We start from the raw sequence: 12,793 nt of genomic DNA, 5'->3' as shown, positions 1-12,793 counted from the left end.
TGCAACGCGGACAACCGAGTCTCCAACCATTGGCAACACTGCAACACTCTCTTAGCCGCGCCAGTCGCTTCTAAGACCCTGTAGCTCAGTTGGTAGAGCAACGGACTTTTAATCCGTGGGTCGTGGGTTCGAGTCCCGCCGGGGTCACTGCAAAAGCTCCTCGAATTCGAGGAGCTTTTTTCGTTTTCGGAACGGCTGACGACCCCGCCTCCGCTGGGGTGTTACCCAAAGTGTGGTGAGCTCCAGAGGCGATACTACTTTTGGAGGAATAGTCTCCATGTCCGTCCGCCGGTCTACTGCGGACCAAACTTCGGGAGACTGCCTCTCCACCGAGCGGTAACGAATGATTTCCGACTTCTTTGCACAAGTGCTTTGATTTCTGCACGAACCATTTGACGATTCGGCACTCTTACAGAGAGACCGCGAGACACGATCAACTTCGCCCTCGGGGTATCGATCAGTTGGAGGGACCTTCAATGCTGCATACAAGATCAAATATCGAACCGGCGTCGCATTGGCGATCGCCGCAGGCCGTTAAACGGTATGCGACTACATTTGCTCACGGGGCAAGTTGCCGTTCGAGGTCTGCGTACGCCGGTGAGGCAAGGCGTTGGTGACACCTGGTCTAACTCGAAGATGAGCCACAGAGCTCATCGGAAAAAGGCCCGGTGTCAGCAGCGACAGTGGACCTTTTTCTGTGGCCACTACCAGCCTAGTCGGAGCACGCCACGATCCCGTGGTCCAACGGTTACGACGCCTGGATGACAACCAGGAGAGCGATGGTTCGACTCCATCCGGGATCATTGGTTGGGCTATCGGCTGTTGGCTATAAGCTGTGGGCCAGACGATTCTGGCTTATAGTCAATAGCTAACAGCTGATAGCCAAGCTTGGTCTGTAAGTGTTTTGGCGGCACACGTTCTTGGTAGCAACTGAGCCCGCCGAGCGATAGCGAAGATGAAGGGCGAAGGCGGTAGCAAGAACAAATACTGCTCGGGTTCAATTCCCGGACGGACCTCTAATAGAAGGCGACGGGGCGTTGGTCCAACGGGAAGACGCTTGGTTTGCACCCAGGCAATCGGGGTTCGATTCCCCGACGCTCCACTCAACACGAGGGCTCATGGTCCAACGGGACGACGCTGGCTTGGCTGGTCGGAGATCCGAGTTCGATTCTCGGTGGGTCCACTGAAAAATACGGAAGGTAGCCGGATACGGCTTGCCGGGTCGCACTGCTAATGCGAAGTCGCTCAGAAGGCGGCATGTGGGTTCGAATCCCACGCCTTCCGCTGTGGCCGGGTCCGGTGCTGGTTTCCGGAGACGGACTGTGATTCCGTACGACGGCGGTTCGATTCCGCTCGGTCACCTATTATGCGAGTGTGCTCCTGGGAGAGCAGTCAGCCTCCAAAACTGACGGACAGGGTTCGAATCCTTGCGCTCGTGCTATGACCCCATTTCGAAGCATGCTAATGCCTAAAGGAATTTCGGCACATAACTAAACACGCCGTGGCCAATAGGAATGCGACCAGGGTAGATGGTTCAGGAACAAGAGTTGCGACATAGATGCTCTCAGTGTTGTCAGTAAAACGCACCCGAAATGCCAACTGATTCCCAACCAAGGAGTCCCGGCCAATGTGAAATTCGCTGGGCTGTCGACCATCAATGATATCCGACGTATCTAGAATCTTTGTTAATTGGCCGAGAGCATCTGTATAGATTCCACGAGTACCACCATCGCTCCCAATAAAGGCAACATTTTCGCCGTCCAATGAAACGTTGCTAATAGCGAGGAAGGTATTTGTCCCACCGGGAGCCTGCGTACTCGAGTCGGCGACTAGAGTAAGACCGTCTCCCACATCCTTAAAGACTCCAAAGTATCCGCCTGCTCCACCGCCCATAAAGGCCAAAGAACCGCCTTCGACATTCAACTCATTGTTTCGGAAACTTGTAAAACTTCCCGAACCACCTGGGATGGAAGTGGTCAGATCATAGAGAGTAGACAGTGTGCCACCTGACTCTCTGTAGATTCCCTGGCTTTCATTGAAGCGTCTTCCTACAAATGTGATGCTATCGCCTTCAATGACGGGGAATCCGAGTAGATCACTGAACGGTCCGGAGCCGCCAGGGATAATAGTATTGGTGTCTGCAACAACGCGGAGTTGTCCCCCCAGCGTGGTGTATATGCCATTCTGGGACGACGGGTCACTGAACCCAAAGAAGGCGACATTTCCATTGTTGATAGAAGGCGCGCGAAAGCCGGCAAAGCTCCCAGTACCATTTGGCACCGCCGAGTCTTCGTCAGCTATGAACGTGATACTGTCTGTGGACGAGCTATAAACATAGATGCCGTTTCGAAATCCGAAGATTTCTGTGCCATCAAAGGCCACGTCACCATCATCCACTAATAAAGTCTCGTTTGACACTCCTACAAAGTTCGATGATTTACCTGGAATTGGCGTGCTGTTATCGACGATCCGAACAAGTGAGTCGCCATCGGCCTTGTAGAGCCCGTTATTGCCGGTGAAGAATACCGATGATTCGCTGATAGCGGCTCGTTGACCTAGGCTCGAAAAATTAGACAGCTTTTCTGGAATCTGAGTATCGAAATCTGCCACCAGTTCCACAGTAGCCAATGCGGATTCAGGCGACATCCCTAAGACAAAATCCTTAGAACTAAAATGCAAATAGAACGCAACAAGTACTGCAACTCGAACCAAGCGTTTTAGGTGCAACGGATTTAACCGGTAAGTCAGTTTTTTGCTCAGCGTCATTAGCTCGGCTCCAAGTAGTATGCTGACCGAGATGAGTAACAGCGTAATGATTGTTGAATGCCCGCATTTTCGATTCCGGCTGGTAAAGTGTCAAGCATATTCTCAGAAGCGGCAGTGATGCTCGCATCACCTTTAATGAACCTTTGTTGTTCAAGCGAAGTCACTACAGGTGGCCGGGTGATGCTAGTGCAAGTCTCCCGGCGCACGAGGATCGGCCTCAAATCTCGATGGACAGTGTTTATTGGAAACGGGGCGGATCGCACAGGACTCTCCTAAAGTCCAAGTCCTGGTTCGATTCCAGGTCGAAATATTACACGCCGTGTGGGTGTGCTGGATAGCATCGCAGACTTCGAATCTGCAAGACGAGGTTCGATTCCCTGGCGAGGTACTTTGTGGAGGGGTGAGGGATCAGGGGGAGGACGCGCGTCCTTCTTTCCCTGAATCCTGATCCCCGAATACTCCTATAGCCTGTGAGTGTAGAGGATTGCACGCGACCGTGCGAAGGTCGAAGGCCAGGTTCGATTCCTGGACGGGCTGCTCTGAATGCGGAGTTCGGAATGCGGAAGGCGGAATCACCCGCAGGCGATACTTAACGCTCGCTTGCGTTAGATTCCGCATTCCGAATTCCCACTTCCGCATTCGCCAAGACGCTGAAGCCTGATGGTCGGGCGGCTGTCTGCAAAGCAGTTTTTCGTGGGTTCGATTCCCACCGGCGTCTTTGACCAGTCAACTGCCGGTTCGGACTACATCCTGAAATGATGACCTTATCCGAACCAAATCTTCGTTGGCTGGTCTTTGACATAGCCCGACTGACGGTTGGGAGTACATGACGGTCCTAAGGTAGCGATGTCGGGCGACGGACTAGTGAACGGCGCCAAAGTCTCTCCGAGACAAAGGGGCCAGTCAACGACCTCCATACGGGGGCACGGACGATCGTAAACGCAACTCTCGCCACCACTTCGTCGGACTCAACACAAACCTACGATCGACTGCAGATTAGAGTACATGTTAACTCATGAGTCACGGGTTCGATCCCCGTCGTCGGCGCCAGGCGTCGATGTAGCTCAGTTGGTAGAGCAATGAGAAATATCTCTGGTCGCCCCCTCGTCGATCAATTTATCGCACACGTATATCCCGACTGCCGTGTTGGAGTACATGCATCACACGCCGGAGGTTACGGGTTCGAGTCCCGTCGGCGCCATTTCGAGGAAACGGTCGCGCCGTGGAGCAATGGTAGCTCGCCGTAAAGTCTCTAATGCAATCCCTCGTCGGGATCCTTTGATAAACAACTACCAGACACGTCCGACTGTCGGTGCGGAGTACATCCACGAACCGAGTCGGGGTAACACCCGTCGGTAGCCACGGAAGCGGGAGCTTCCAGCGTCTGTGACGCGGCAACTCGGCCCAAGCTTCGTCGGGTATTTTTCACTGAAAGGAGGTCGAGATGGCTAACAAAAATCTGTTTTCGAGTGTGAAGAGTTTACCTCCAAAGGCCAACTCGACCAACGAGGCTGGCGGTGCAGCTTACAAGCTGGAGCCGAAGCATGCGCTGGCGCAGCTAGCCGCCACTGGCTGCTTCAACGGCGTGTTCTACGCTCGTGCTGAGGATCAGCTTGACACGCTCAAGCAACTGATCGACCAGGTCGACGACAATTTCTACCTGGCCAAGCTGGCCGTGTACGCCCGCGAGCGGGCCTACATGAAGGACATGCCAGCCGCGCTGCTGGTAGTGCTGTCGACGCGTGACACGGAGTTGATGCACCGCGTGTTCGATCGGGTTGTGGACAACGGTCGCGTGCTGCGGACCGTGTTTCAGATGATCCGATCGGGGCAGTTCGGTCGCAAGGGTCTGTCGTCGTCGCTGCAGCGGGCTTTCCAGCGTTGGCTGAACGACGCGTCGGTTGGTAAGCTGCTATCGGCATCGATCGGCAACGACCCAAGCCTTCGCGACGTACTGCGCATGGCGCGGCCAACGCCCCGCGACAATGCGCGGCGTGCGCTGTTCGGTTGGTTGACGGATAAGGACATCGAGAAGTGGGCGCCGGCCGGCAAGAGCGATCTGCCAGCGCAAGTCCAGGCACTTGATGCCTACCGTCGTGCGGAAACGGCCGAGGCGCAGGCACTGATTGCCGCCGACCTGTCGGTGCGGTGGGACCTGCTGGCCGCCGCAGCCAAAGGGCCCGTGGTCTGGAAGGCCATTGCCCGCCAGATGGGTCCGCAGGCGGTGCGGATGAACCTCAACACGCTGATGCGTCATGAGGTACTAAGTAACGGCCGTGCGGACCACGTGATGGTCGACTACGTTGCCGACCGCCTGGCAGACGCGGACGAGATCCGTCGCTCGCGGCAGTTCCCGTACCAGTTCCTGGCCGCGTACCTGAACGCGTCTCCAGACGTTCCGCAGAAGATCAAGGCCGCGCTGTCGAAGGCGGCGGAGATCGCCTGTGGAAACGTTCCGGAACTGCCAGGGCCGGTCGTGATCGGCCTGGATACTTCCGGCTCGATGTGTTGCCCGGTCACCGGTTGGCATGGCCGTGGCGCTACGAGCAAGATGCGCTGCGTTGACGTCGCAGCCCTGTTTGCGGCCGCCGTGTTGCGGCGCAACCCGGATAGCGTGATCGTCCCGTTCGACACCCGGGCCTACGACGTCAAGTTCGATCCGCAGGACACCATTCTGAGCCTGGCCGATCGATTGGCGAAGTACGGCGGCGGCGGTACCGACTGCTCGATTCCGCTTCGCGAGGCCAACATCCGTTACCGCAAGCGACAGTTTGCGGGCGTTGTGCTGGTGAGCGACACGGAGAGCTGGGTTCGCCGTGGTCAGCCCTACGGCTACGGTGCCCGCGGCGCGACCGGTGTGATGGACGAGTGGCAGCAGTTCGTGAAGAACCAATTGCGGATCGGCGGTCACGACATCCCCGCGCCGAAGTTGGTCTGCATGGACTTGCAGGCCTACACCACGGCGCAGGCGCCGGAACGTGACGACATCTTGAACATTGGCGGCTTCAGTGACGCGGTGTTCAACATCATGGCGTCGTTCTTGTCCGACGACCGAGGCCGATTTGTCCGAGAAGTGGAATCGGTCGTGTTGTAGAAGCGAACACCGGAGGCCGGGAGAATTCTCGGCCTCCGGTTCTCATGCTCCATCGATTCATTGACAGCCGCCGGCCTGGCTACACGTGTCGAACCAACGTCCCGCACTACGATGGACGTACTCGCCCGCCCCGTACCGATACCGACTACTACCCCCTGCATGTGCCTCTTGACCGGTGGAGGGCGTACCTCGCCGCCTCGGCCGACACACTTGGAGCATCATACCCGACGCGACATCCGACAGCGGCGTGGTGGTGAGGGCAGGTCGATTCTACCGATCGAGGCAAGCGGCACTATTGCTGTGGCGGCTTGGCCGTCAACACTACGGCCCCGTGGTCGCTGCTCATCACCAGCACGGCAAACTCGCTGACACCGCCGATGTCGTCGGTGTTGAGACTTGTGTAGTCGAACTTACCACGCAAGTCGGTGTACCCATCCTTGAAAAACCGGGTGCCTTGGGGCGTGCGAGCATAAACCTTGACGTACACCTTCGACAGCGGCTTGTTCGTCTTATCGTCGCGGACCTGCAAGCGGCCGTATTGCTCAACAAGCTGCACCTTCAGATCGTTGGCGTAGTAAGCCTGCGCGATGCGGCGGCCAGAGCCCAGCACTTCGACCAGAACATTCTTGCCGGTGAACTCCTGCGGAATATCCACGGCGTGCCGGTCGCCTTGCTCGGGCAGCTCGACGGAATCGCTGCGATTCGGCTGGATCACACCAAAGCGATCGGCATCGCTTTCGACGAAGGGGTTCGAACTGAACAGGAACTCGACGTCCATCTCGTAGTAGTTCACAGTCACCTGCTCGAGATTCTGGTAGGTCAACTGCACCTGACCGTTCTCAACCTTCATTTCGAGTGCTGGCTCGGTGGAAGCCAATTCGTCCTGCAGCCCTTCGCGTTGGTCTTCGTCACCACCGCTATCGGCTACCTGGCCGCCACGGATTTCGCCAATCTGCGAGAGCACGTTGGCGAATCGCGCTCGCCACCGGTCCACAGGGTAATCGGCATACTGCTTGGCGATCTGTTCGGCCGCCTCGGGTTGCTCGCGGTAGAACGCCACGTAGCATCGCAGGTAATCCAACTGCAAGGCCGTGGGCAGTTTCTCGGCGTCGATTTCGTCGAACCACTCCAGAGCCTCGCCGATGCGGTCCTGCAGGAACAGGTAATACACCACGTCGAGCTTGTCCTCTTCGGATAGCCTGGACTTGTACCGCAGCACGTTCATCAAGCGATGGTACTGCTCGCCGAATGCGGCATTCACGATCTTGCGATCGCGGCCCAAGCGATGGGCGCGGGCATTTACCAGCGGGCTGTACTCCAGGTGCTGAATCCAATGCCGCTCCACCGGATCGACCGTGACCAGCGTGCAATCAATCCGCTCACCAAAACGGCGGAGAAACTCGTCGTTCGTACGCAGATACTGTTGGATCCGGTCAAGTTGGTTGTGGTAAATCGCGTAGCTCCACAGCACGGGGTTGTACACGTGCCGCTTGGCTAGCAGCTCGAGCGTCTGCTTAAAGAAATCGACATCCCGCATCCGCCATGCGATGCGGGCCAGATCGATGCGTTCGATGTTGTTCTGCTGAAGGTAGCTCAGCACCTCGTCGGACGTACCCCACTGCGACAGGTAGTCCCATGACGCCTTGTCGATGCGGCTTAACTGCTCGACTACGTGAAAGGTGAAGGGCTCGGCCCAGGCGGCCAGTTGCTCGTCGCGGGCGACTTGAACCGGGTAATGAGCAAAGTCGCCAGTACGCGGGAAGTAAAAATAATACTCCAGCTTTTGCGTGGCATAGGGACCAAGTTGCACCGGCAAGCTGTAAGTCTGCTTGCTACCCAAGACCGGCATTGCCTTCTCGGGAATTTGTGTCAAGACATCGAGTTTCTGCGTGGCCGAAGTGGGATTGGTCACCACAACCTGGCACCCGTACACGACGCCAGGCAGGAACTCGTCGGTGACGTACTTGTCACGCTGCTCGCCATCGACCTGCACGTACCGATCGCCGTGGCGGAAGTAATTCTGCCCCACTAACACAGGTGTTTTGTCGTCGCTTTCGGCAGCTTCCTGAATTTGCTTGTGGAACACAATGGTAGGCGAACCCACCTTCAAGGTCAGGGACGCTGCGTCGGTGGTTACCTCGGCTTCGGCGGCCTCGACGGGCAGGTCGAGTACCGCCAGGGCTAGCATCATCTCGCTGAAGTTCGAAGTAGGCACAGCCACGTGCTTCGAGAGGAATGGCTCGTCGGCGTTGTCTGCCAGGTGCGCGGCATAGTCGCGCCAGAAGGCATTGATCGCTACGCGGTCCGCCAGCTGCTGCTCGATGGGCAGGTGGTAGTAGTTATTTTCGGCCCACTCTTTCACCGCCGACATCCTGCGATAAAAACCACGCACCCGCTTGCGACGCAACAGTTCTAACTCCCCAGCACGGCGACCACCTGCGCGATCATAGGCAAAACTCAAATCCGCGTTGAGCTCTTGTAGCTTCAGATCTTTCTTTCTCTCTTCCACGGCACTCCTCACACGTTGAGCCGCTTCCAGACTCTCTAGTTCAGCCAATTTGTCACCAGAGATAGGGCTTCCTGCATGCGGCGGCCCCGCTGCCAAGGTGGGTTGGTCGACTGCCCGCGCACTCGCGGCGGCGTCAAAACGATCGGTCAAGTGCTCCGCATCCGCGTCCGCTTCGCCATCCCTGAAACCGCCAAACCTGTCGAAGCTGAGCGTTACGCCACCCACTCCAGAATCGGCAGTGAGCGATCGGCCTCGCAACGCGGTCAGGAACTCGCTCTGACTCTTGGACGGGTTGGGCGGCAACTGGGCGAACAGGTCCTCCAGGTGACGCCTGGTCGCGTCGCGCTCCGCGTCGCCCAGACGGTCGGCCAGCAGCACGCGCTCGGCCATGTTCAGTCGGCCATACCGCCACGGATCCAAGAATTCGCTCAGGTCGTCCTTCAACAAATAGTGATCGATGAAGGTCTTGTCCTTCTTGTTTTTCAAGTAGGGCAGAATAACCTGCTCGAAGAACTCAGGATCCTTACGACTCAGGTAGAAACTCAACTCGTGCGAGGCGTACTTCGAGTACTCCGAACGTTGCTCGGCAGCGTCCAATGCATCCCATTTCAGCACGAAGGCGAATTCGGCCAGCGTGGGATTGCCCGAGCGGGTCATGTACAAGCTATAGATCGAAGCCAGCGTGTCGTACCCCTGCATTTCGGCCGCGCGAACATCCGGAATCTCAAGTTGGTCGCCCTCGCCCAGCAGAGCCACCTCCTTGCGTTCGGTGAAGTGCTTCTTTAAATCAAGCGGCTTAGCCAAACGGAGGTCGCGGAATGCGGCACCAGCATCGGGCAACGACACATGTCGGAACACCGTGTCGGTGGAGCCGATGGCCACGATATGTACGTCCTGGCGATCGCTGAGCTGCTCCTTGGGAATGCGGACGATGCCGTCTTTACCAGGTGTGAGATTCGCGAGCACCACGCCGGCATGCTTCAAAAAGTCGAGGTTCGACAAGTCCGCAAGTTGATGCCGGGCTTCTGCCGGTGGCGGCTCCATGGCCATTTCTGAAGACGGTGTGCTGCCCGACGCGTCCTGATACTCGCCACCAGTGGCGGCCTGTTGCTTCCCCGTATCGGTGTCACGGAGCTCCCACGGATTGAGTAGCAATCCTGGTCGATCGAGCATGTTGCCCGGGTAGGTTGTCTGATCGCGGCGATCGAGGATGTAGCGATACTCGTCGCCTATGTCGCGACCGCTCAGATAGACATTGCGAAATGCGGGACGAGTAATAGTCAGCAAGGTGGGATCGTACGCGGCACCCAGAGCCCCGTGCAGTGGAAACGCCGGTTTGAACCTCGATACCAGCACATGTACCCGCGTACCCTGTTCGGCGTTGGCGAGCTTGACCAGCAAGTCACCGTTGTCGTCGGCCACGGCGGTAATATGCAGAGGCAGTCGGTGGGCTGTTTCGAGAATTCGATGCTTGCCAGCAGCGAATCGTCCCACCATTTTGCCGGCCGTGACGCGAATCGGAATGACACGGTTTTCGCGTTTGATCTTTAGACTGTAGTCGCCCGGTTCAAGGCCTTCAATTAACAGGAATCCGCCGGCCACGGAGAGCTTGCCGAACTGGTCGGTTGTAAAGTTGCCGCGACGAACTGCTAGCAGGGAGTAGTCGGCCCGCGACAGTTTCGCACCGCCTAGGTGGGGTACGTGTAGCGCCTCGCCCTGCACGGTCTGCAGCACTGCGGGGCGGCTGTGGGCGTCTTCTCCTGCAGCGATGTCCCACGCCACCTCGTCGATGCCATCGGCATTGGCCGTCACCCGCACAATGTCGGGCAGGGTGCCAAGATCGATTCGCCCCGCTTCATCGGATTTGAGAGACACACCGTGGTTTGTCTTGAAGTCGCGATGTTGAAACACGAGCCATACGGCGCGGTCCGCCAGACGCTCGCCGTTCTTCCCCAGCACTTCAACTACGGCGTGCCCGTCCATGTGGCTTAGGTGGAGTTCGTAGGTCGATTCCTCCTTGTCGATGCCGTTGACGCTGCGCAGGCCATTGCTGGACAGCGAGACCTTCTTGCCGGTGCTCACCTGCTCGACCTGAGCACTGAGCTGGAAACTCAGTGTGGCCAGCCGAGGCGGTACGGCGAACTGGTGCTCGGTTTCCTTGTCGCTGTGAAGTTGGAAATCGTCCACCTCGGCCGTAGTGCTGATGCCGTCGAGGTTGGTCGACGTGATCGTCAATTTCACCTGCTCCAGCAAGTCCAAAGGAGCGGCCACGCCGTTGATGCGAAAATCGGGGCGGACCAGCAGGGTAGCCTCACCGCCAACCAGCAGCGCCTCGCGGTCGACGAAGAAACCAACGTCCAGCGTGTAGGATTCCGCAGGATGCTGAAAATAGGCTAGCGAAGCGAAGCCATCAGCATCGCGGAGGATGATGGGGTGGCGGCCCGGGTCGGAGGAGTACGGAACGACAATGCCACCTTGTTCGTCGGGCTTGTACTCGCGGCCAGCTAGCCAGACCGATGCCTTGGGAGCCGGATTGTCTTGTTCGTCCAGAATCGACAGCACCGTGCCCGCCACGCCTTGCCGCGCGAGATAGTGCAGTCCGCCCTTCCGGACCAGGGCGCGACTGCTTCGCCCGCCACCGATCAGCTCGATCATCCAGACGCCGCGTTTGCCTTCGAGTTCAGGGAACGTAAACTCGCGCCGCACACGTCGGAAAGGGGTTTCGCTGTACGCATATACCTGCTGCGAACCAGCCACCAGGCCATCCAACTCCAGACCGGTGCTTACCTCTCGGTGCGTAGCGAGATAGACGTTAAAGGCGTTGACCTCATAGACCTTGACCAGCAGCTTGTCGACATTCTTGATGTCCGCCGCCAACGTGACTTCGTCATCCATGTCGAACTGCTGTGGGTTTGTCACCGCCAGATCGATGTCGACCCGGTCCTTCAGCTGTTGGTAGGCCGATGGCGTGAGCATCGACGCCCATCGCTCGGAATCCGGACCACCCGAGACAATTTTCGCCTCGGCCAGTAGCGGTCTGACGAAAGTGTCGCGTATCCACTCGCTCCATGGCGCAATGTCGTCCTGTTCAACCAAGAAATGCAGCAGATAGTCTCGCACCAGGGTCGTATCGTCGCCCACCGGCGGACATCGCGTGATGGGCGAGAAGTCCTGTCCCAGATTCACCTGGTAGCGCCGCACCGGGTCGCTGTTCAGGTAGCGGGGATCCATATAGGGCATCGGCCGGGGCTGCTTCACGTAGACCTCGAACAGCGTGCGATTGTACTTTCCGGCTTGCCGCTGATGATCGAGCAAGGCGTACAGGATGTTCGCCTTCAGCGAATTGTGAGCCGGTGGCAAATCTTTCACATACGCCCACATGCGCTGCAGATATGCCTCCCGGACTTCCGTATCGCTCGGATCGGCATCGGCGTTCGGCGCGAGCTTCACCAGATTGGTATGAATGAAGTTCGAATTGGTGCGGAGGTCGGGCTTCAAGTCCAGCAGCGCGTCCAGTTGTGATTTGAGCAGTTGCCGGTGGATCTTGAACTCGCCAAAACCACGGCTTTCCTTCGTGCGGAGGTCAGCCGCAATCAACTCGACCAGATTGTCGTAGTCGGGACGATCGATGCGTGACAACAGGGCCCTCCGCCGGCCGGAGGTGAGTTCCACGCCGCCATCGCGGAGTATCCAGTCGAGCGCCGTGTCCTGGAAGCCAGCCAGGTTGTCATGCTGGTCGATGGCCCGCTGAATGTATGCCTGTCGGCTGATTACCGCAGGGTCGAGCACGGTGGGCAAGTTTGGTTTCTGCCCGGGCTCGGGACTGCGCTGGTGGGCAAATTGAATACCCAGTTCGTTGCGTAGCCAATCGAGGGTCGCTTTCGGATCGCTGTCGTACGCTAGCAGTCGTTGCCGACGCACAATCAGATTGCGGAGTTCAGAGGCTTCAACTCGCTTGCGCCATTTGTCCAGCAAGTCGTCAAGCTTCTCCGACTGTTTTGTGTTCTGATAATGCAGCGCGTGATAAAAATAGTACTCCTCGGTGCCCGGTATCAACTGCCCGAGTACCTCGGCCCGGTCCTCAGCCAGCGCAAACGTTTCGACAAAGCCAATTTCGTCGGCGGCCAGCGAGGGCAGGGCGGTCACGCAAGAACAAGCGAGCGCAGCGAAGCAAACAACGAAGGACGAGCGTTTCATTAGAATGATCTTTCCAAGTTAGCCGTGCAGCATCAACGGCGAGAAAAGCGGGCCATGGGGCCTCCGTGGCGTTTTCCCGTGCGTTCCCCCCGCAAGTCGTTACTAGGGTTAGGCGTCGAGTCGGGATCGAAAGTTCCCAAAATCCGGCAGATTTCGGACCCCCATTCTCATCCTAACCAAGTGCCGGTTCGCCCCGGAAGAGGGTCGCCAAATTGGATGAAAGCGGA

At 57.8% G+C, this 12,793-nt stretch carries 3 protein-coding genes and 8 tRNA genes; 9 read left to right on the top strand and 2 right to left on the bottom strand.

Annotated elements, in window-relative coordinates:
* The first annotated feature begins 74 nt into the window (after positions 1-74).
* The 7 genes from NG895_RS29760 (at position 75) to NG895_RS29730 (ending at position 1,438) form a co-directional block, all read left to right on the top strand.
* Positions 75-147, top strand: a tRNA-Lys gene (locus NG895_RS29760).
* A 583-nt stretch (positions 148-730) separates the two neighbouring features.
* Positions 731-803: transfer RNA gene (locus NG895_RS29755), tRNA-Val, on the top strand.
* Positions 804-1,031: 228 nt separating this feature from the next.
* A tRNA-Ala gene (locus NG895_RS29750) sits at positions 1,032-1,102 on the top strand.
* Positions 1,103-1,112: 10 nt separating this feature from the next.
* Positions 1,113-1,183: transfer RNA gene (locus NG895_RS29745), tRNA-Ala, on the top strand.
* 11 nt (positions 1,184-1,194) lie between these two features.
* Positions 1,195-1,284 (top strand) — tRNA-Ser (locus NG895_RS29740).
* Between the two features lie 2 nt (positions 1,285-1,286).
* Positions 1,287-1,362, top strand: a tRNA-His gene (locus tag NG895_RS29735).
* 6 nt (positions 1,363-1,368) lie between these two features.
* A tRNA-Trp gene (locus NG895_RS29730) sits at positions 1,369-1,438 on the top strand.
* A 23-nt stretch (positions 1,439-1,461) separates the two neighbouring features.
* On the opposite strand, the gene NG895_RS29725 is transcribed toward NG895_RS29730, so the two are convergent.
* Positions 1,462-2,766, bottom strand: coding sequence for a DUF7453 family protein (locus tag NG895_RS29725; protein ID WP_252856212.1), 1,305 nt, complete (start codon positions 2,764-2,766; stop codon positions 1,462-1,464).
* Positions 2,767-3,412: 646 nt separating this feature from the next.
* On the opposite strand from NG895_RS29725, the gene NG895_RS29720 reads away from it, so the two are divergent.
* Positions 3,413-3,484: transfer RNA gene (locus NG895_RS29720), tRNA-Cys, on the top strand.
* Between the two features lie 726 nt (positions 3,485-4,210).
* Positions 4,211-5,860, top strand: coding sequence for a TROVE domain-containing protein (locus NG895_RS29715; RefSeq protein WP_252856211.1), 1,650 nt, complete (start codon positions 4,211-4,213; stop codon positions 5,858-5,860).
* 292 nt (positions 5,861-6,152) lie between these two features.
* On the opposite strand, the gene NG895_RS29710 is transcribed toward NG895_RS29715, so the two are convergent.
* Positions 6,153-12,566: a hypothetical protein gene (locus NG895_RS29710; protein WP_252856210.1), complete on the bottom strand. Its 6,414-nt coding sequence runs from the start codon at positions 12,564-12,566 to the stop codon at positions 6,153-6,155.
* Positions 12,567-12,793: the final 227 nt, after the last annotated feature.

It is taken from the genome of Aeoliella straminimaris (genome assembly GCF_024054565.1).
Taxonomy (GTDB): domain Bacteria; phylum Planctomycetota; class Planctomycetia; order Pirellulales; family Lacipirellulaceae; genus Aeoliella; species Aeoliella straminimaris.
The sequence above is the reverse complement of the archived record's forward strand: the minus strand, read 5'-3'. Positions and strand labels throughout refer to the sequence as shown.

What these genes read in the sequence shown, in the direction of transcription:
- NG895_RS29710 (WP_252856210.1), bottom strand. Translation starts at nt 12,566, where the DNA reads ATGAAACGCTCGTCCTTCGTTGTTTGCTTCGCTGCGCTCGCTTGTTCT.
- NG895_RS29715 (WP_252856211.1), top strand. Translation starts at nt 4,211, where the DNA reads ATGGCTAACAAAAATCTGTTTTCGAGTGTGAAGAGTTTACCTCCAAAG.
- NG895_RS29725 (WP_252856212.1), bottom strand. Translation starts at nt 2,766, where the DNA reads ATGACGCTGAGCAAAAAACTGACTTACCGGTTAAATCCGTTGCACCTA.